At 32.7% G+C, this 19,626-nt stretch carries 18 protein-coding genes and 2 pseudogenes; 12 read left to right on the top strand and 8 right to left on the bottom strand.

Annotated features, from left to right (window positions below):
- The first annotated feature begins 66 nt into the window (after nucleotides 1-66).
- The 5 genes from tsaE (at nucleotide 67) to AST02_RS10850 (ending at nucleotide 3,326) form a co-directional block, all read left to right on the top strand.
- Entirely contained in the window at nucleotides 67-528 is a 462-nt protein-coding gene (gene tsaE / locus AST02_RS10870; RefSeq protein ID WP_069817781.1) for a tRNA (adenosine(37)-N6)-threonylcarbamoyltransferase complex ATPase subunit type 1 TsaE, read from the top strand.
- Nucleotides 509-1,171 carry a tRNA (adenosine(37)-N6)-threonylcarbamoyltransferase complex dimerization subunit type 1 TsaB gene (gene tsaB, locus AST02_RS10865; RefSeq protein ID WP_069817780.1) on the top strand — a complete coding sequence of 221 codons (663 nt, stop codon included), beginning with the start codon at nucleotides 509-511 and terminating at the stop codon, nucleotides 1,169-1,171. Before tsaE ends, tsaB begins: the two co-directional genes overlap by 20 nt.
- Nucleotides 1,144-1,608 (top strand): ribosomal protein S18-alanine N-acetyltransferase, encoded by a 465-nt coding sequence (rimI, locus tag AST02_RS10860; RefSeq protein ID WP_002507128.1) that lies wholly within the window; start codon nucleotides 1,144-1,146, stop codon nucleotides 1,606-1,608. Before tsaB ends, rimI begins: the two co-directional genes overlap by 28 nt.
- Nucleotides 1,601-2,629 (top strand): tRNA (adenosine(37)-N6)-threonylcarbamoyltransferase complex transferase subunit TsaD, encoded by a 1,029-nt coding sequence (gene tsaD / locus AST02_RS10855; RefSeq protein ID WP_069817779.1) that lies wholly within the window; start codon nucleotides 1,601-1,603, stop codon nucleotides 2,627-2,629. The genes rimI and tsaD overlap by 8 nt, the downstream gene beginning before the upstream one ends.
- 274 nt (nucleotides 2,630-2,903) lie before the next feature.
- Nucleotides 2,904-3,326 carry a VOC family protein gene (locus AST02_RS10850; protein WP_069817778.1) on the top strand — a complete coding sequence of 141 codons (423 nt, stop codon included), beginning with the start codon at nucleotides 2,904-2,906 and terminating at the stop codon, nucleotides 3,324-3,326.
- A gap of 55 nt (nucleotides 3,327-3,381) precedes the next feature.
- Here the strand turns inward: AST02_RS10850 and AST02_RS10845 are convergent.
- Both AST02_RS10845 and AST02_RS10840 read right to left on the bottom strand, forming a co-directional pair.
- A pseudogene (locus AST02_RS10845) lies at nucleotides 3,382-4,982 on the bottom strand (MutS-related protein).
- A gap of 356 nt (nucleotides 4,983-5,338) precedes the next feature.
- Nucleotides 5,339-7,267 carry an ABC-F family ATP-binding cassette domain-containing protein gene (locus AST02_RS10840; RefSeq protein ID WP_069817777.1) on the bottom strand — a complete coding sequence of 643 codons (1,929 nt, stop codon included), beginning with the start codon at nucleotides 7,265-7,267 and terminating at the stop codon, nucleotides 5,339-5,341.
- Nucleotides 7,268-7,411: 144 nt separating this feature from the next.
- Here AST02_RS10840 and AST02_RS10835 point away from each other — a divergent pair, with 144 nt between their 5' ends.
- The 6 genes from AST02_RS10835 to AST02_RS10810 all read left to right on the top strand — a co-directional run bounded on the left by AST02_RS10835 (nucleotide 7,412) and on the right by AST02_RS10810 (nucleotide 13,267).
- Nucleotides 7,412-8,059 carry a redox-sensing transcriptional repressor Rex gene (locus tag AST02_RS10835; protein ID WP_176723023.1) on the top strand — a complete coding sequence of 216 codons (648 nt, stop codon included), beginning with the start codon at nucleotides 7,412-7,414 and terminating at the stop codon, nucleotides 8,057-8,059.
- 218 nt (nucleotides 8,060-8,277) lie between these two features.
- Nucleotides 8,278-9,369 (top strand): YeeE/YedE family protein, encoded by a 1,092-nt coding sequence (locus AST02_RS10830; RefSeq protein ID WP_046466299.1) that lies wholly within the window; start codon nucleotides 8,278-8,280, stop codon nucleotides 9,367-9,369.
- Between the two features lie 23 nt (nucleotides 9,370-9,392).
- A complete protein-coding gene (locus AST02_RS10825) occupies nucleotides 9,393-9,620 on the top strand; it encodes a sulfurtransferase TusA family protein (RefSeq protein WP_046466298.1) in 228 nt (75 codons plus the stop codon).
- A gap of 143 nt (nucleotides 9,621-9,763) precedes the next feature.
- Complete coding sequence (locus AST02_RS10820) at nucleotides 9,764-10,726, top strand: LacI family DNA-binding transcriptional regulator (RefSeq protein WP_069817775.1); 963 nt, start codon at nucleotides 9,764-9,766, stop codon at nucleotides 10,724-10,726.
- Nucleotides 10,727-10,817: 91 nt separating this feature from the next.
- Nucleotides 10,818-12,302 (top strand): sucrose-6-phosphate hydrolase, encoded by a 1,485-nt coding sequence (locus tag AST02_RS10815; protein ID WP_069817774.1) that lies wholly within the window; start codon nucleotides 10,818-10,820, stop codon nucleotides 12,300-12,302.
- Nucleotides 12,299-13,267 carry a carbohydrate kinase family protein gene (locus AST02_RS10810; RefSeq protein WP_069817773.1) on the top strand — a complete coding sequence of 323 codons (969 nt, stop codon included), beginning with the start codon at nucleotides 12,299-12,301 and terminating at the stop codon, nucleotides 13,265-13,267. The genes AST02_RS10815 and AST02_RS10810 overlap by 4 nt, the downstream gene beginning before the upstream one ends.
- 37 nt (nucleotides 13,268-13,304) lie before the next feature.
- Here AST02_RS10810 and agrA read toward each other — a convergent pair whose 3' ends face one another.
- The 6 genes from agrA to AST02_RS10780 all read right to left on the bottom strand — a co-directional run bounded on the left by agrA (nucleotide 13,305) and on the right by AST02_RS10780 (nucleotide 18,474).
- Complete coding sequence (gene agrA / locus AST02_RS10805) at nucleotides 13,305-14,021, bottom strand: quorum-sensing response regulator AgrA (RefSeq protein ID WP_069817772.1); 717 nt, start codon at nucleotides 14,019-14,021, stop codon at nucleotides 13,305-13,307.
- 12 nt (nucleotides 14,022-14,033) lie between these two features.
- Nucleotides 14,034-15,329: a quorum-sensing sensor histidine kinase AgrC gene (agrC, locus tag AST02_RS10800; protein WP_069817771.1), complete on the bottom strand. Its 1,296-nt coding sequence runs from the start codon at nucleotides 15,327-15,329 to the stop codon at nucleotides 14,034-14,036.
- 23 nt (nucleotides 15,330-15,352) lie between these two features.
- Nucleotides 15,353-15,490 (bottom strand): cyclic lactone autoinducer peptide AgrD, encoded by a 138-nt coding sequence (gene agrD / locus AST02_RS10795; RefSeq protein WP_069817770.1) that lies wholly within the window; start codon nucleotides 15,488-15,490, stop codon nucleotides 15,353-15,355.
- A 2-nt stretch (nucleotides 15,491-15,492) separates the two neighbouring features.
- Nucleotides 15,493-16,062 carry an accessory gene regulator AgrB gene (locus AST02_RS10790; RefSeq protein ID WP_069817769.1) on the bottom strand — a complete coding sequence of 190 codons (570 nt, stop codon included), beginning with the start codon at nucleotides 16,060-16,062 and terminating at the stop codon, nucleotides 15,493-15,495.
- 758 nt (nucleotides 16,063-16,820) lie between these two features.
- Entirely contained in the window at nucleotides 16,821-17,606 is a 786-nt protein-coding gene (locus tag AST02_RS10785) for a carbon-nitrogen family hydrolase (RefSeq protein ID WP_069817768.1), read from the bottom strand.
- Between the two features lie 238 nt (nucleotides 17,607-17,844).
- The gene (locus AST02_RS10780) at nucleotides 17,845-18,474 is read right to left on the bottom strand and encodes a nitroreductase family protein (protein ID WP_069817767.1); all 630 of its coding nucleotides are present in this window, start codon (nucleotides 18,472-18,474) and stop codon (nucleotides 17,845-17,847) included.
- 192 nt (nucleotides 18,475-18,666) lie between these two features.
- On the opposite strand from AST02_RS10780, the pseudogene AST02_RS10775 reads away from it, so the two are divergent.
- Nucleotides 18,667-19,626 (top strand): annotated as a pseudogene (locus tag AST02_RS10775) (SdrH family protein); the annotation flags it as partial.

The following is a 19,626-nucleotide window of genomic DNA, read 5'->3' as shown; positions in this document are numbered from 1 at the left end:
TAAAGCTCATGCATAAAAGCAACTAATCACAATAAATTGTGAAGTTGCTTTAAAAGGGAGAGGAATATGATTAAGATAAAGGATTTAGATGGAATGGCGGTTTTTGCTACAACGCTAGCGAAGTATTTATCAGCCGGCGACCTTATATTGCTTAATGGTGATTTAGGTGCTGGTAAAACAACATTAAGTCAATTTATTGGAAAAGCGTTAGGTGTAAAAAGAAATATTAATTCACCAACATTCAATATTATAAAATCATATCAAGGATTAAATTTGAAGTTACATCACATGGATTGTTATAGATTAGAAGACTCTGAAGAAGATTTAGGCTTTGATGAATATTTTGAAGATGAAGCAGTTATTTTAATCGAATGGAGTCAATTTATTTCTGAGTTTTTACCACCGTCTTCTTTAACTATTAATATAACGACATTAAATGAATCGGAAAGAAGTATAGAATTAGAAGCACAAGGTGTACATTATGCAAAAATAAAGGAGGAGGTTGAACGTGAACTATCTGTTGATTGATACGTCAAATCAGCCATTGTCAGTTGCTATAATGCAAGACGATAAGGTGTTAAGTGAATTGAATTCAAATGAAAAAGTAAATCATTCAGTACAGTTAATGCCAGCAATCGAACAAGTTATTGCTGAAAGTAAAGTATTGAAAGAAAATATCGATGTCATTGTAGTTGCACAAGGGCCAGGTTCGTATACTGGTTTAAGAATAGGTGTAACAGTGGCAAAAACTTTAGCATATGCTTTAAAAGCTGAGTTGTATGGTGTGTCTTCACTAAAGGCACTTGCTGCAACGATTAAAGAAGATACGAGATTGATTGTACCTGTGTTTGATGCAAGAAGAGAAGCAGTTTATACAGGTGTATACCAATATGAAGCGGATCAATTAGTCCAAGTTGAACAAGACCAGTATCTACCTATTGAAGAACTATTGGATTTATTGCACAAGACGGGTCAACCATACATGTTTGTAGGGATGGACACTGAGAAGTTAGAAGAACTATTAGATAGTACCTGTGTTGCGAATGTGCCACTAGCTAAAAATATGAAACCACTTATTGAAACGGCAGAAGACATTCATCAATTTAAACCAAACTATATTAAAATATCAGAGGCTGAGAGAAATTGGTTAAACCAACAGAACAAGAGTTAAATATACGATTAATGAACACAAAAGATGTGCCACAGGTATTTGATATAGAAAGAAATAGTTTTAATGACAGTAGTTGGTCGATTGATGCATTTTATCACGAGGTAGAGCAAAATGAATTTGCAAATTATTTTATTATTGAATTTAATGAGAAGATAATTGGTTATATTGGCTTATGGATAGTAATTGATCAAGCACAAATTACAACCGTTGCTATTGATAATGAATATAGGGGTTACGGTTTAGGCCAACTTTTATTAAAATATGTAATGAATTTTGTCCGAGAAAAATGTGAGATGATGAGTTTAGAAGTGCGCGTAGATAACGATATAGCACAACACGTTTATACAAACTTAGGTTTCAAATATGGTGGTAAGCGAAAAAATTATTATGGTGAAGGCGAGGATGCATTAGTTATGTGGGTGAATTTTAATGAGTGAAGCAACATTAATATTAGCAATTGAATCGAGTTGTGATGAAACAAGTGTAAGTATTATTAAAAATGGTACAGAAATACTCAGTAATATCGTATTGAGTCAAATTGAGAGTCATAAACGTTTTGGTGGCGTAGTGCCAGAAGTAGCGAGTAGACATCATGTTGAAGGAATAACAACAACGATTGATGAATCGTTAGTTAAAGCAAATGTAACAATGGATGATATAGATGCAGTTGCTGTAACGCAAGGACCAGGATTGATTGGTGCATTATTAGTAGGAATTAATGCGGCGAAAGCCTTGGCATTTGCTTATGATAAACCTTTGATACCTGTTCATCATATTGCTGGTCACATATATGCGAACCATTTAGAAACGCCTTTACAGTTTCCTTTAATGGCATTAATAGTCTCAGGTGGACATACAGAATTAGTATATATGAAAGATCATTTAAGCTTTGAAGTTATAGGAGAGACAAGAGATGACGCTGTCGGTGAAGCTTATGATAAAGTAGCGAGAACAATTGGACTAAGTTATCCAGGTGGTCCCCAAGTAGACCGTCTTGCAGCAGAAGGACAAGATAATTATCAATTTCCTAGAGTATGGCTTGAAAAAGATAGCTATGACTTCAGCTTTAGTGGTTTGAAAAGTGCAGTAATTAATAAATTGCATAATTTAAAACAAAAAGGTGAAGCAATTAACAAAGCAGATGTAGCAACAAGCTTTCAAAATAGTGTCGTAGAAGTTTTAGTCGGTAAAGCTATTTCGGCTTGTAAGCATTATGATGTTAAACAACTGATTGTTGCAGGTGGTGTGGCAAGTAACAAAGGATTACGAGCAAATTTAGCAGTAGCCTGTGAATCACATAACATCAAACTTTGTATACCGAGTCCTAGTCTTTGCACAGATAATGCTGCCATGATTGGTTCAGCAGGCCATTATTTATATCAGGCTGGCGTAACTGCTGATATGACATTAAATGGTTTTAATAGTATGGATATTGAACAATTTTCAGTTAAATATTAATTGATATTTAAAAAGATGAATTCATGACAACATATGCGCTAAATATATTTTCTAAAAATAATAACACCAACCATTGAATGATAGGATATGCTCCCTCCAAAGTTTTTACTTTTTAAGTATCTACTTGACTGGGGGCAGTTCATTTTGTCGATCGGTTGGTGTTTTTTTATTTATATTTGAAAAATAAGGGTATAGGTAATTTAGTAAAACATTAGCTAATAACAATAGGGTCTAAGGATATTTAAAAATATTATTTTTAAAGGAGGCTATTTTAATGAAATCAGTTCAATATTTTAACTTTCAAAATAGTTTAGCAGCGTTAAATTTTTATGAAAAGCACTTAGGGGCCACTGACATACAGCGTGTTGGCGGTGATCATGAAATGTTTGCAAATATGCCAGAAGAATATGATATTGATAAGAACTTTACTATGAATGCATCATTTAAAATTTTAGGTGAAACATTCTATTGTAGTGATACAATGAAAAATAAAAAAATTGATAATAGTGGTGCGATTGTGGCTTTTACTTTTGATTATTCAAATGAAGCGGACAAACAGCAAGCAGAAGCATTTTTTAATAAAGCGATAGAAGGTGGATGTGAAGCTACGATGCCATTAGATAAGACAGAGTGGTCTGAACTATATGGTATGTTTAATGACCCATTTGGTGTGACTTGGATGATCAATGCAGAATAAATTATAAAAAGATAAGGCTGAGACATGTAATTATGTCCCAGCCTTATCTTTTTGATTAATTGGTTTTTGAGGTGAAAGATTTTGCGCGTTTATAGATTTGTTCTGGAAATTGCATAATACGTAATAACTCTATGGCATTTCTAGTATCGGCTTTACCAGGTTTTACCTTGAAGTCAAAAGCAATTTCATTTTCTAAAATAGATTCATTGAAATGATAATTTGCATAGTTTTTCTCTAGTAAAGTAGCTAACTCTATATCGTGTGTAGCAGCAATAAGTCTATAACCGGGTAGTTGGTTCAAGTAGCTTAATACAGATTCTGAAGCTGCAATACGTTCTGTAGTGTTGGTTCCTTTAAAAATTTCATCAATAAAGCAATATATTTTGTTGGATGTTGTTATATCGAATAAGCGTCGTATCGATTTGACTTCAGTCATAAAATAACTATCTCCAGTCAAAATATCATCTTGATTAACCATAGAGGTATAAACTACGCCAGGTTTATAGATGAATTTCGTTGCTGTAACAGTGTTTACTGCTTGAGCTAATACTAAGTTTAAAGCAATTGCTTTCATAAACGTTGATTTACCTGAAGCATTGGACCCCGTTAAAAGTATATGATTATTTATACTCATATCATTAGATACCGCTTCGTAGATAAGAGGGTGAGTTAATTCTTCAAATTCAAGGTAGTCTTCTCTATTGACTTGTGGAAGGGAGTAATGATCCAACGTCTCTTGCCAAAGTGCTACGGCATAATGATTATCTATGCTCGCAATATATTTATAACAAGACATTACTTCATCTTCATATTTTTTAAAACTGTTTTGAAAAATATGAAGATATGATAGTCCAGCATAAACATTATTTTTATTAGTAAAGATATGACAAAGGCATCATCGCTAGAATTAACACGACCTAATAAACCACTAAATCTACGAGCTATGCGAAAATGGCTGAAATCGACATCAAGATTAGGTGTATCCTCAAGTTTTTGTAAGGTATGTGCTTTTTTAATAACTGTAGATGTATAAAATATTGCATTTAAATCTTGATTATACGTCTTTTTTAACGAGCCACTAAGAATCATATTGAATATGACAGAAGCGATTGTTAAAGCTATACCTTCACTAGGTGAAAAGAAAGTTAGAATCATAAAAATAAGAGGTAAATATGTACATAGCATAAAAAAATTATTTCGTTTAATATGTAATAATTGATCTGGAAAAATAGGATAAATAGCTTTACCAATTTTTGCTAATTGCAGAGAAACGTAATTTCTAAATGAAATATTTGTTTTAAATTGATGAATTAAATTTTCATCTTTTACTTTATACATATTTCTTAGTGTAGCAAAAAGTCTCATCTCGCCAATTGCAGTAAAATTAAAATTCATACTATGAAATACACTTTCCATATCTAAATCAGACCAGGTTTTATCATCTAGCAATAAATTTTCATCAAATCTATTTTTATATGTGTCAAACTCATAACTATAGTTATGGTTAGGACGAATAAAGTTTTCTAGTGATTTTTGGTTAGTCCATAGATTTTGTAAATCATGCTTTAATTTTTTATTAGCAGCAATCGTCGTAGTAATAATCAGTATTGTTGTTCCTAGAATAAAAGCAATTAGAAACCATAATAATGTAGGCATATTTTTGTACATCCTTTCACGATTTTGCTGTAAACCCGTAATAATTATGACATGGCATTCCATTTTAAACAAATACCTTTCGTTTTGAGTAATTTATAGTTTGAATGGAATGTCAATAGGGAACGTGCGTACTTATCAACAAATAGTGCATAACTTGTGGATAAGTAGTGGTTATGTTTGTGGATATAGGTTAATATCTGAAAATTGAAAACAGCTAATAGTTACTTATTACTTGTGGATAAGTAGGATAACTCTGTGGATAGCTATTATAACAGCAAAGGTAGTGTGAATAGAATGAGCATAAAAAAAGAACTAAAGTAGAAAATTTTACTTTAGCTCAATTGCACTTATAACGATTATATTAACATTTCTTGTAATTCTGCCCACTCATCCATGACTTGTTCTAATTTTTGTTCGGCTATTTCTTTTTCAATTGCTAAATCATTTGCTTTTTTTGGATTAGAATAGACATCAGGCTGTGTGAGTTGTTCGTTTATATTGTTTATTTCTTGTTCGTATATTTCAATATTTGTTTCACATTGTTCTATTTTACGTTCAACTTGTCGTTGCTCTCGTTTTTGTTGTTTTTGGTCAACGTAATTATGATTTTGTGATGCACTTACTTCTGTTTTTGTAGGGTTATCCAATTCTCTTTTCGCTTGAATTGCTGCTTTTTCTTCTAATTTTTCAATGTAATACTGATAATCACCTAAATACATTGTCCCACCAGTAGTGTCCAAGTCATAAACTTTATTTGCAAGTTCGTTTATAAAATAGCGATCATGTGACACAAATAAGATTGTGCCTTTAAAATCTGACAACGCTTGTTCAAGCATCTCTTTAGAGTCTATGTCTAGATGGTTAGTTGGTTCATCTAAAATAAGCACATTATTGCGCTCTAGCATCAGTAGAGCAAGTTGAAGACGCGCTTTTTCTCCACCAGACAAGTCATTGATGATTTTTTTGACGTCATCTTGTACAAATAAGAAACGACCTAAGACAGCGCGAATATCTTTTTCATTCATTGTTGGATATTGGTCCCATAAATAATCAAGGATTGTTTTGTTTGATTTAAATTCAGCTTGTTTTTGGTCGTAATAACCAACTTTTAAATTTGCACCTGTAGTAATTTCTCCACTGATCTTTTGTTGGAGACCTGCGACTGTTTTGATTAAAGTAGACTTGCCAATACCATTAGGACCAATGATTGCAATATGGTCTCCTTTCGTGGCTTCGATATTAATGCCTTTTGTTATGGCTTCCTCATATCCAATTTCTAGATTTTTAATATGAAATACATCGTTTCCAGTATTTCTATCAAAATCGAATTGAATATTGGCGCTTTTAGCATCAATCATAGGTTTGTTAACTCTTTCCATTTTTTCCAACATTTTCCTTCGGCTTTTTGCCATGCCCGTAGTTGAAGCACGAGCGATGTTTTTCTCTACGAATGTTTCAAGTTTTTTAATTTCAGCTTGTTGACTTTCATATTCTTGCATACGTTTTTCATAATATTTATCTCTTTGCGCTATGAATTGTCCATAGTTACCTACGTAATGTTGTACATCGCCGAGCGCAACGTCATAAATTTGATTGACAATTTTATCTAAGAAATATCTATCGTGACTAATAATAACGATAGCGCCTTTGAAATAATTAAGGTAACTTTCCAACCATTGAGTTGTTTCCATATCTAAATGGTTTGTAGGTTCATCAAGTAATAGCAAATCAGGTTCGCTAAGTAACATCTGGGCTAAAGATAACCTGGTCTTTTGACCGCCACTAAAATCATTAATAGGACGATTAAAATCCGCTTCACTAAAATTCAAACCATGTAGTACAGTTTTAATCTTACTTTCATATTGGTAACCTTCTTGTTGTTCAAATTGATTAGATAAAGATTCATAGCGATCGATGTGTGTCTTATATGACTCAGTATCATATTCATCAGCGTGTTGCGCTAACCAATCTGTCTCAAATTTCATTTCTGATTCTAATTTTTTCATACTTTCAAATGGTTTCGACATTTCATCAAAAACAGTTTGATTCGTATTTAAAGTCATTTGTTGTGTTAGATAACCAAGCTTGAGATTTTTGCTTTTTGAAACTTGACCGCTATCATATGTCTCGACGCCAGCAATGATTTTCATTAAAGTAGATTTTCCGGCACCATTACGTCCTACGATACCAATACGTTCACCAGTTTTAACTTCAAAATCTACATTATTAAAAATATCTTCTCCGTCGAATGATTTAGTTAAGTCATTGAGTTGTAATAATATCATCCGATTTGCACCTCTCTATTCATTATCATTCTACAGTATTCAACGCGTGGTTAAAACTATCATTGTTTATTTTTATTATTCAATAATGTATAATGTTGTAGTGATTATAAGATAAATCAGCAATAGATAATGAAATAGGAGGACATGATCTTGGCTAATCAAAGCGAAAAGATTCCTCGTGCCACATTGAAACGTTTACCGTTGTATTATAGATTCGTCAATACTTTGAAATCTAAAGGCATAGATAGAGTTAATTCAAAAACTATAAGTGAGGGCTTGAACATTGATTCTGCAACGATTCGTCGTGATTTTTCATATTTTGGTGAATTAGGCAAGAAAGGCTATGGCTATAATATAGATAGCTTATTACATTTTTTTAAAAATGAGATAAGTGAAAATGACGAGATAAAAATTGCAATTGTAGGTGTTGGGAATTTAGGGAAAGCATTATTAACATACAATTTCTCAATACATGATGAGATGACAATAACGGAAGCTTTTGATATACGAGATGAAATTATAGGGACGCAAATAGGGAAAGTAACAGTCAGTCCGTTTGATAAAATTACGGATATATTAGCACAAGAACATATTGATGTAGTGATTTTAACTACACCTGAGGAAGTAGCGCAGCACGTTGCTGACACTTTAGTAAAAACAGGTGTAAAAGGTATTTTGAACTTTACACCAAGTTGTGTTCTGACACCATCGGATGTTCAAGTGCATCATATTGATTTAGGTATTGAATTACAATCTTTACTCTTCTTTATGAAAAATTATAGTAACAAATAAAGCGTATGAAAATAGGCTAGCTTTTTTATTTACACGAGACACACGTTAGGTGGAGAGTGTTTAAAAAAGCTAGTTTTTGTATTTAGTTATATGATTACTACCAACTACAGTTATTTTGACAATTAACATTTTATAAAATATGAGCAAACAGGCTTGATATTTAATGGAAAGTTTAATATGATAAATCATATTGATTTTATCGGGAAAGAGGTAATAATATGACGTGGTTAGTAATCAGTGGACTGATCGTTGGTGCGCTTTTAGGCTTTGTTATGCAAAGAACGCGATTTTGTTTAGCTGGTGGATTTAGAGATATGTACGTTCAAAAAAGCAATAAAATGTTTTATGCATTGTTAATTGCAATTTCCGTACAAAGTATTGGGTTATTAATTTTAACATCAACAGGCTTAGTAGAAATCCCAGAATCTACGTATCCAATTATCGGAACAGTAATAGGTTCATTTATTTTTGGTATTGGTATTATTTTATCTGGAGGTTGTGCTACAGGTACGTGGTATAGAGCTGGAGAAGGTTTAATTGGAAGCTGGATGGCACTTATTGCTTATGGCTTCACTGCAGCGGCAACAAAATTTGGTTTGCTGTTACCATTAATGAATGGTGTAAACAAACCAACAAATGTAAACTCAAGTATGGCACAAACGACAGGTATACCAACATGGGTTTGGGTCGCGTTACTTACAATCATCACAATTCTTCTTGTTGTAAAAACGTTACGTAAACCGAAACCTAAATTTGCTATACCGAAATTAAAGCAAAAATATACAGGTATAAGACACTATTTATTCGAGAAAAAATATCACCCATTTGTTGCAGCAATTGCTGTTGGGCTAATTGCTTTACTCGCATGGCCTGTAAGTGAATCAACAGGCAGAATGTATGGACTTGGTATTACGACACCATCTGCAAATATAGTTCAATTCTTTGTGACTGGTGACTTGAAATTGATAGACTGGGGTGTATTCCTTGTTCTAGGTATATTCGTTGGTTCTTATATTGCTGCGAAAGGTGCTAAAGAATTCAAATGGAGAATGCCAGATAAAAAGACAATACGCAATAGCGTTATCGGCGGCGTATGTATGGGATTTGGCGCTTCTGTAGCTGGCGGTTGTTCAATAGGTAACGGTTTAGTAGAAACTGCAACGATGTCATGGAAAGGTTGGATTGCACTTGCGTCTATGATTTTGGGAGCTTGGTTTATGAGTTACTTTATATTTATAAAACCTATGAAAAAAGCGCAACGCCAACAAGCTAGTGAAAATACGGTCTCAACACAAACTCAAACGACTTAATTATATTAGGGAGGAATTTAATTATGATACATGAATTAGGAACGGTAGGAATGGTTTGTCCATTTCCATTAATAGAAGCACAAAAGAAAATGGATACAATGGATAACGGTGAAGAATTGAAAATAGACTTTGACTGTACTCAGGCAACAGAGGCACTACCTAATTGGGCAGCTGAAAAAGGATATCCGATAACAAACTATGAACAATTAGATGATGCTTCTTGGACAATTACAATTCAAAAAGCTGAATAAATGAAAGATCAACCAACTTGCTATTATTAGGTTAAAACACCTAAGGTATCAGGTTGGTTTTTATTTTAAATAGTATTTAAAGCGATTGCAATATGATAGAATTAATCATATTGAGAATAGCTTATTGATGAGAGTGAGAGAATATGAAAAATATATCTGATATTGCAAAAATTGCTGGCGTATCGAAGAGTACAGTTTCAAGATATCTAAATAATGGCTCGGTAAGTTTAAAAACTAAGCAGAAGTTGGATAAAATTATTCAAGAAAATGATTACCAACCAAATCAGTTTGCACAAAGTCTACGAGCGCATAGAACCAATATGATAGGGGCAATCATACCTAGAATGAACTCTTACGCTGTAGATGAAACAATCAAAGGTGTGAAGACAGTTTGTGATGATTTAAACTATAGATTATTGCTAAATTATACAAATATCGATACAGAACTGGAAATTGATGCTCTAGAAACGTTTTATAGAAGTAAAGTCGATGGCATTATTTTAATGGCTACAGAAATTACAGATAGACATATGGAAGTGATTAATAAAATTGATGTTCCTGTTATCATTGTCGGTCAAGAACATAAGGACTTGCACAGTATCATTCATAATGATTTTCATGCAGGTTATATGGTAGGGGAGGCACTCGGATTAAAGGGATTTAAAAGTATCCAATTTTTTGGAGTTACAGAAACTGATATAGCTGTTGGTATACATAGAAAAAAAGGCTTGATCAGTGGCTTAGCGAAATATAATGTCAAACCACATATTTCGCAAACCTCATTTAATTACAATGAAGCAATGATCGATGTATCAAAAGTATTGCAAGCTCAAGCTAATTATGACGCAGTTGTGGGAGCCACAGATTCTATCGCATTAGCTGCACATAAAGTCATCTCAGAAGACGCTACGAAAAGTGAGGACAAGTTTATCGTAGGCTTTGGTGGTGATCCAGTTACGGAAATTGTCTCGCCTTCAATTCATACAGTTAATTATCATTTTGAATATGCTGGTGAAGTAGCAATGAGTAAACTCAATCAACTGATTCAGCATCAACCAATAGAGCAGCGTATCACTATTGATGTAAGTCTTTCATTTAAAAATTGAGTGAAGCATGATATTATATAATGAAATGTGATGGAACCGGTACCATTATGTAAAATAAAGTTTGAATATTGATAGTAGGAGGAACACAGTAATGGCTGAGTGGACAAGAGATGAACGTTATCAAAGATATGAAGACGTTGATCAGCAAACATTAGATGATTTAACACTTCAAGTTAATCAATCTAAGTATAGACAAACGTTTCATTTACAACCTAAAACAGGATTATTAAACGATCCTAACGGACTGATATATTACGATGGAACTTATTATATATCACATCAATGGTTTCCGTTAGGACCAGTTCATGGATTGAAATATTGGTATACATATACAAGTAAAGATTTAGTACATTTTGAAAATGTGGGCGCATCATTAAAGCCAGATACTAAAGATGATAGTCATGGCGTTTATAGTGGTAGTGCATTTGAATATAATAACCATATGTATTATATGTACACGGCAAATCATCGCGATGAAGATTGGAATAGAATTTCTACTCAACATATTGCAAAAGTAAATGCACAAGGTGAAGTTCAAAAGTTTCCTAAAGCTGTCATTGCTGAACCGCCATTTGGCTATACTCAGCATTTCAGAGATCCTAAAGTATTTTCAAAAGATGGTATCTATTATGCTGTCATTGGAGCTCAAAATGAACAAGGTCAAGGTAGAGTGATTCAATATCGTTCAACGGATATCGTGAATTGGGAATTTCAAGGCGAAGTTCATACGAATCTAGATTCATTTGGTTATATGTGGGAATGTCCGGATTACTTTAATTTGGATGGATATGACATGTTGCTATTTTGTCCACAAGGTATTGATGAAGAAGGTGAACGCTTTAAAAATATCTATCAATCAGGGTATATTATGGGACAATACGACATTGATAATTTAACAATGAATCATGGCGACTTTTTTGAACTTGACCACGGCTTTGATTTTTATGCGCCACAAACGTTTATAGATGAACATGGACAGCGGGTATTAATTGGCTGGATGGGATTGCCGGAAATTAATTATCCATCTGATGTTGATGGATGGGCACATTGTCTAACTATTCCACGTGTACTATCGATTGAAGCAGGTAATTTAAAACAACGACCTGCAAAATCCCTTGAAAAATTAAGAATAAATAAAGAAACAGCACTAGGATATGCGAATAAATTTACGAGACAATTGTATCCTTATGAAGGAAAACAATATGAATTGATTATCGATATTTTAGAAAACGATTCAACTGAAGTATATTTTGAAGTGCGTACGTCTAAAACACAAACAACACTCATTACTTATAATAAGAAAGAACAAAAATTAACATTAGATCGTAGTGAAAGTGGTTTGTTACCAGACCCAGTTGATAGTACAACAAGAACAACCTATCTGGATACGCCATTGACACAGTTACAATTATTTATAGATACATCGAGTGTCGAAATATTCTGCAACGATGGTGAACGTGTCATGACTTCTAGAATTTTTACAGATGATGAAGCTACAGGAATTAAAACATCAACAGAATCTGGTCAAGTATATTTAAAATTCACAAAATATGATTTAAAGGATGAGGAAGTATGAAACGACTACTTGCTATAGGTGAAGCGTTAATCGATTTTATACCTAATACGACAGACTCTAAATTAAAAGATGTTGAAGGGTTTTCGCGCCAAGTGGGAGGCGCACCCTGTAATGTTGCATGTACGACCACTAAATTAGGTGGCAAAGCTGAAATGATTACTCAATTAGGAAATGATGCATTTGGTGATTTAATAGTTGAAACGTTAGAAAATTTAGATGTCGGTACACAATATTTAAAACGTACAGACGAGGCTAATACTGCATTAGCTTTTGTAAGCTTAACCAAAGACGGTGAAAGAGACTTTTCCTTTTATCGTAAACCTTCTGCTGATATGCTGTACCAAACTGAAGCAGTAGCAGGAATTGATGTAATGGAAAACGATGTGCTACATTTTTGTTCGGTGGATTTAGTAGAAAGTCCTATGAAATATGCACACAAAGCATTGATTGATAAAGTTAAAGTAGCAGGGGGAACAGTTGTATTTGATCCCAATGTTCGCTTGCCATTGTGGGATAGTGAAGATGCATGTAAAGAAGCAATACAATCATTTATTCCGTTAGCAAATATTGTTAAAATTTCTGATGAAGAATTGAATTTTGTTACGGGTCAGAATGACGAAGCACAAGCAATTCAATGGTTATTTCAAGGTGATGTAGAAGCGGTTATTTATACTAAAGGTGCTGCCGGAGCTATGATATATTTGAAGGACGGTACAGTTATTACGCATCAAGGGTTTAAAGTACAGCCGATTGATACGACAGGTGCCGGAGATGCTTTTATTGGAGCTTTGATTAGTAGAATCGTAACCTCGAATACAAATGATATAAATCAATTATTGAAAAATGAAGGTCAAAGTATTTTAGAATTTAGTAATTATGTAGCAGCAGTGGTTACTACAAAATATGGCGCTATAGAGAGTATTCCGAATTTAAGTGAAGTAAATAAAGCATTAAATAAACAGTAAAAAAAGACTTAGCATAATTTGCTAAGTCTTTTTTTTATTATATTTTTTTTACATTTCTTACAGAAGCAAAGCAATGTTCTTGGTTTTTGAAATATACAATGCGAGATTTTGAGTCAATAGATTCAATGTTATGTCTGTTAACAACGAAACTGTTATGACATCTAAAAAATCTGTCATCGAGCTGATTAAGTTCTTTAAGATTACCATAGAATTCAATTTGTCTATTGTCTAAATGCGCAATCAATCGATGAGATTTAGAAGAGGACTCAAAAAACATAACATCATCATATTGGACATATACCGAATTACTTCCACGTTTTAATTCAATTGTTTCGACAGTGCGTTCTTTAGAAAGTAATTTTAACCTGGATTCTGAAGTTTCTAAACAATCAATGATTCTAGACTTTAATTCTTCTGGGTCATCTTTAAAAATAAAGTCCATCGCTGCTACTTTATAAACAAAAGTAAGGTATGTAAGCTCGCTATGACTTGTAACAAAAATGATATTACCTACAGGATCGTGCTTACGAATTTCACTGGCAAGCTTGATACCATTAATGTCTGCTTCCAATTGTATATCTAAAAAGTAACATCCTATATCACTTAAATCTTTTGAACGTTCTAAAACTTCATAAGGATCGTCAGTTGCAATTTCAATTTCCATCGGCTTCTCTTCAATCATGATGTAGTTGTTGATAATTGAAATCATATTCTCACGTTGTCTTTCATCATCTTCACATATGAATATTTTCATATTTTCACACCCTTATGAATCAGTATTTAATATTTCTACTTTTTGAATAAAATAGTTGTTATCAATCGTTGTATCTAATAAAACATTAGAAGTCGTATCAGTCAATTCTTTTAATGTTGAAAGTCCGAGTCCACGATTTTTACCTTTTGTAGAGAAATTCTCTTGGAATAGGGTATGTACTCGAGGCATATCAGTATCACATTTATTCATAACTATAAACATCACTGAATCATCTTCATTTTTGATAAAAGCAATTCGAATAAGTGGGTCCTCCACTATTTTTTCAGAAGCTTCAATCGCATTATCAAGTAAAATCCCAATAACTCTACTCAAATTAATAATGGGCATTTCTATTTTTTCGATTGTTTCAGGAACTTCTATGCTAATTCTAATATTTTTTTCTTGGGCTTGTAAAATTTTTGTTGTTAATAACCCTTTGATTTCACGAACCTTTAGATTTTCAATACCATTAATTTTAATGGCATTCATTTGCATACTGTCTTGCATAGGCAAAATTTCTTCATGGAAATATTGATCTAAACCTTCCATATCATTCTCTCTAATAAAATCTGACATCGTTGATAATATATTGACGTAGTCATGTCTAAATTTACGCATTTCATGATTAATTTTTTCTATTTGTAAAGTGTACTTATAGTAATTCTCGATTTCACGCATATTACGCTTATACTGAATCTGACGAATGATACTGAAAGAAATCGTAACGATAAGTACAGCTATCGTAATGATTAATACGGCATACATAACTATTAAAAATTTCGCGTCTCCGAAAGAAAGACTTTGATTAGGTAAGTACAAATAAATTAATAATAATACTGTGAACAGAAAAATACAAACAATGATTAAATAAATTTTATTTAATGATAGAGCTGATGTTGATAGTTTTTTAAAGAAAAATCTACCTAGTATTGAAAAAACTATTATTATAAGAGCGAAAATTAAATAGAAAATCAAATTGAATATATAATTTGCTGAAAATAAATCTATTATTGAACTTGCTAACCATATTGATATGAAGTTGGCCATATACAAGATGAAAAAGCTAACGAGTACAGATACAACGCCCATAATGTGGTTTTTAAAATACATAAAAATAATACTTGATAGTAATAAAAAAAACATTGATTTAGCATCAAAATAAAAGAATAAAACGGTTGAAGGGATTATAATCCCAATAATGGTAATATAATCCCTCAAAGTATAAGTTACATTTGTTAAAATTTTAATGATTATGAAAAGCAAAACTGCTTGAAATATTGATAACATGATTGTGTTTAAAATAGCCATAGTCTACACACTTTCTAAGACAATTATTCGTATAACTCTGTAATTTCTTTAGGTACTTCAGTTTCATCAAAATAGCCATAACATGGTCTTAGACCAGCTACTGCACCTAGTGTTGAGAAAAATTTCGCGATTAAACTAAAAATAGATTCAAAGATATGCATAATTAAACATCCTCCTTAGGGAAAAATATAGGTAGTTGAGCGATAGCAATCAAAATAATGCCTAAAAGTACTAATTGTTGATAAGGCTCACTGAAAAACATTGATATTACTACTAATAATAAAGTTACAATGACTGTCTTTATTTTTTTACCTTTTACTAATCGTTGTGGTATAGGCTGCTTTTTCGTAGCAGCAGGTGCGTATATCATTAATATAATGAAACCAATTATTGCTAATGGATACATAATTAATGAAGACACTCCAATATACCCGATTAGCCAAGGTAGTAAAACAAATAAAGATAAATTCTGCACATGACATGCAAAAGAAGATTTTGCATGTGCACCGTGTGCATATTGCCTAATTAAAAAGTACGATAAATGGACAGTTAGTGTGTAAAAAAAGAGATGGCAAAGGATTGAAACGCCATAAGTTATAATTGTTTTAGTTATATTGCCTACAAATACTTGCATACCTAAACGCATCTTTAAATAATCTATATGTTCTAAGTTGTTACGTTGTTGTAGATATTTAGCAAAACGGTCAATTTTGCTATCTATAGACTTTAACATTGGGCTTCTCTCCTCAGACGTATTATACAATTTTAATTAAGTTTTATGCGTCTTATTGCTTAACTGTATATTTTGTGTTCCTAACTGTTGCTAATCTTTATCTCTTTAATTTTAACATAAAAAAGTGAACATTTAGGAATGAAATATGACGAGTTAGGGATTTTTTAACGAATAAGCTCAAAATCATGGTTAAATGTACTTGTATCACAAAGAAGTGATAGCATTTTACAAATCATTTAATCAATTTTTGTTTGAATTTTGATTTGAATGATGAAGTTAATTAAGCTTTTGAGCAGGAGCTTAATTGACACGCTGATATTGTAACTGTACTTTCTTCGTATAGTTGTTATAGTTACAAAAATTAGTTATCGTTTTTCAATTTTAATACAAACAAGAGGAGGCTGATGTAGTGACAAAAGATATCTCAGCAGCAATTAGTGATTTCGTAAAATAGTACTTACTGAGTACACAACGCGCTTATTAATTTAAGCATTCCCAATTTAGATTTGCAGAACCTTCCCAGTCTCGAATCTAATATCATTTTAACATTGTCTATAACAGAGACAATTTAAAGTATTAACATGTAAGCTATCGTAAACATCATTCAATTTATCATTAAAATCGGTAAATTCACTAATTTTTTTCATAATTAATAACATCCCCAAAAATAGATAGAGAAATAACTGTAAAAACATTCCCTTAATAATAAGTTACAAAAACCGTGAGCCCCTCCCAAGCTCACGGTTTTTATTATGAAATCATTTATATAGATGTGGTCTTAAATTTTTGAATACTGGAATAGTATTGCGTTGATTCGTTACTTCATCTAAATCAATGTCACAAGTTAAATGATCTGGTTTTTCTTTTAATTCTGCTATAACTTCACCATTAGGGTTAATCACGATAGAATGACCTGCATATTCAGTCTTGCCATCATCTCCACAAGCATTACAACCAACTACAAATATATCATTTTCAATGGCACGTGCTTTTAAGAGGGCAGTCCAATGATTCAATCTTACCGCTGGCCATTGTGCAACATAAAAAGCGATTTGTGCATCTTTACGCGCTGGATAGCGAAGTAATTCAGGAAAGCGTAAATCGTAACAAGTAATATGTGCAACTTTAGCTCCATTTGATAGAGTGAAGGGTTCTGGAACTGCATTACCGGGTGTTAAAAATGAAGGTTCATCCAACATCGGCACAAGATGTACCTTGTCATAACTGTTTATTAAATAACCATTTTTTGAAACGGCAAAAGCAGTATTGTATATGTTATCTTTCATACTATTTGAAACAGAACCTGCAATTACATCAACTTTATATTGGATTGCTAATTTTGATATAAACTCAAAACTTCTTGATAATTGATTATCAGCAAGTTCTTTTAGTTGAGGTAGGGCATAACCGTTGTTCCACATTTCCGGTAAAACTACGATATCTGTCTCTGCTGTCACATACTCGGCAAACCAATTCGTAATTGTTTCTTCATTTAATGCAACATTCGCTGGTTCCACTTTAAATTGAAAGATTTCTATATTCATCTCGATCGCCCCTTAAATTGTTGTTAGCATAAATATACTAGATATATTCAGAAAATTCAAAATTGCGGGCAGTTTTCAATGAAGTTACAAAATACGCACGTGAGAAGTGTGCATACTCAAAATCAAAATATTTAAATAAAAAACCAATTCATTTTTAAACGAATTGGTTTTTATAAATTGGAAAGGGTTGATACCCTAAGCGCTTGTATTATTGTTAATGTTTAAAAAATCCAACAAACTATTTTCTTACTAAGAAGCGTTTGCTTACATCATGAAATTCTTTTTCTCCAGCTTCATCACGCACGTTACCAAAAGGCATTTGAGCTACAAGATTCCAAGTAGCAGGAATATCGAACGCTTCAGTTACTGCTACGTCTACAAGTGGATTATAATGTTGTAATGATGCGCCAATACCTTTAGTACTTAATGCAGTCCAAATTGCAAATTGGTGCATTGCATTTGTTTGGTTTGACCAAATGGCAAAGTTCTCAGCATAGTTAGGCATTTGATTTTGTAATCCTTCGACAACTTCTTGATCTTCAAAGTATAGGATTGTACCATATGAATGTTTGAAGTTATCAATTTTGTCTGAAGTTGCTTGGAATTCACGATCAGGACCCATTGATTTTTTTAATTCTTCTTTTGTTATATCCCAAAATTTATTATGGTTATCGCTTAATAACAATACAATACGAGTTGATTGAGCATTAAATGAAGATGGAACATGTTTAATTGCATGTTCAATGATACCTTCTACCTCTTTATCAGATATTGAAATTTCTTTTTCTAAACTATATATTGTACGTCTTGATTCTACTGCATTTTGAAATACATCAAGTGTATCTTCTTTTTTACTAAAAAGTCCCATTCGGAAAACTCCTTCACATCAATTTATTTTATATATCTAGTATAATAATTATACCTTGATTTGTAAATAGCTTTTTACAATTAATTTCAAATAGATTAATTTCTTCTTTCAAAAGCCTGATTTTAATGAAAAATAGTACGATTTCTAATATACTGATAAGGAATATAAGAAAATTTATTTGGAGGTGAGATTATGAAAAATTATATTTCACATAAATTTATTGTATCTAGCTTTGCAATTGCACTAAGTGCTACATTAATTTCTAAACCGACACAAGGGGCAGAGACAGAACTAGATGAATACAATAAGAATACGACTATGAATAATACTGATTTAGACCATAAGCGTATCAATGCATCAGATATAGATGGAAATGTGCAAAATAGCACTAAGCCAGTAAATAATTCAGGTGAGAATGAAATACCTTCAAATTCTGATCAAACTGATAATAAAACCAGTAGTGATGCTATAACGACTTCATCATCCGAACAACCAAATAGCAATGATTCAGACAATAGTGATTCAGACACTACTACTAACCCAGATAAGTCAGAGGAATACAATCAATCATCAGATTCAAACAATACAGGAGATAGTGACAACGGAACTGAAGAGAAGCCATCATCGGAACAACCAAACGATAGTAACTCTAACAATAGTGATTCAGACACTACTACTGAGCCAGATAAGCCAGAGGAAGATGATCAATCATCGGATTCAAACAATACAGGAGATAGTGACAACGGAACTGAAGAGAAACCATCATCGGAACAACCAAATGATAGTAACTCTAACAATAGTGATTCAGACGATGCTACTGAGCCAGATAAGCCAGAGGAAGATGATCAATCATCGGGTTCAAACAATACAGGGGATAGTGACAACGATTCAGGAGAAAAACCTAAACCAGAACAGCCGAGTGAGGACGGAGACGATAATTCAACAGAACCATCAAATCCTGATAACCCACAAGGTGGTGGAGATGACTCAGAAGAAAAGCCTAAACCAGAACAGCCAAGTGAGGACGGAGACGATAATTCAACAGAGCCTTCAAACCCGAATAATCCACAAGGTGGTGGAGATGACTCAGAAGAGAAACCTAAACCTGAACATCCAGGAGAAAGTGGCGAAGATAATTCAACAGAACCATCA

Source organism: Staphylococcus equorum, from assembly GCF_001747895.1.
Lineage (GTDB): Bacteria > Bacillota > Bacilli > Staphylococcales > Staphylococcaceae > Staphylococcus > Staphylococcus equorum_A.
This window is presented reverse-complemented; position numbering and strand designations above follow the sequence as displayed.

Excerpts from the sequence above, each read along its gene's own strand:
- AST02_RS10850 (WP_069817778.1), top strand. The coding sequence starts at position 2,904 with ATGAAATCAGTTCAATATTTTAACTTTCAAAATAGTTTAGCAGCGTTA.
- AST02_RS10790 (WP_069817769.1), bottom strand. The coding sequence starts at position 16,062 with ATGTTAAAGTCTATAGATAGCAAAATTGACCGTTTTGCTAAATATCTA.
- AST02_RS10835 (WP_176723023.1), top strand. The coding sequence starts at position 7,412 with ATGATCTTGGCTAATCAAAGCGAAAAGATTCCTCGTGCCACATTGAAA.
- tsaD (WP_069817779.1), top strand. The coding sequence starts at position 1,601 with ATGAGTGAAGCAACATTAATATTAGCAATTGAATCGAGTTGTGATGAA.
- AST02_RS10810 (WP_069817773.1), top strand. The coding sequence starts at position 12,299 with ATGAAACGACTACTTGCTATAGGTGAAGCGTTAATCGATTTTATACCT.
- AST02_RS10780 (WP_069817767.1), bottom strand. The coding sequence starts at position 18,474 with ATGGGACTTTTTAGTAAAAAAGAAGATACACTTGATGTATTTCAAAAT.
- agrC (WP_069817771.1), bottom strand. The coding sequence starts at position 15,329 with ATGGCTATTTTAAACACAATCATGTTATCAATATTTCAAGCAGTTTTG.
- AST02_RS10825 (WP_046466298.1), top strand. The coding sequence starts at position 9,393 with ATGATACATGAATTAGGAACGGTAGGAATGGTTTGTCCATTTCCATTA.
- tsaE (WP_069817781.1), top strand. The coding sequence starts at position 67 with ATGATTAAGATAAAGGATTTAGATGGAATGGCGGTTTTTGCTACAACG.
- agrD (WP_069817770.1), bottom strand. The coding sequence starts at position 15,490 with ATGCATATCTTTGAATCTATTTTTAGTTTAATCGCGAAATTTTTCTCA.
- AST02_RS10840 (WP_069817777.1), bottom strand. The coding sequence starts at position 7,267 with ATGATATTATTACAACTCAATGACTTAACTAAATCATTCGACGGAGAA.
- AST02_RS10820 (WP_069817775.1), top strand. The coding sequence starts at position 9,764 with ATGAAAAATATATCTGATATTGCAAAAATTGCTGGCGTATCGAAGAGT.
- AST02_RS10830 (WP_046466299.1), top strand. The coding sequence starts at position 8,278 with ATGACGTGGTTAGTAATCAGTGGACTGATCGTTGGTGCGCTTTTAGGC.
- AST02_RS10785 (WP_069817768.1), bottom strand. The coding sequence starts at position 17,606 with ATGAATATAGAAATCTTTCAATTTAAAGTGGAACCAGCGAATGTTGCA.
- agrA (WP_069817772.1), bottom strand. The coding sequence starts at position 14,021 with ATGAAAATATTCATATGTGAAGATGATGAAAGACAACGTGAGAATATG.
- AST02_RS10815 (WP_069817774.1), top strand. The coding sequence starts at position 10,818 with ATGGCTGAGTGGACAAGAGATGAACGTTATCAAAGATATGAAGACGTT.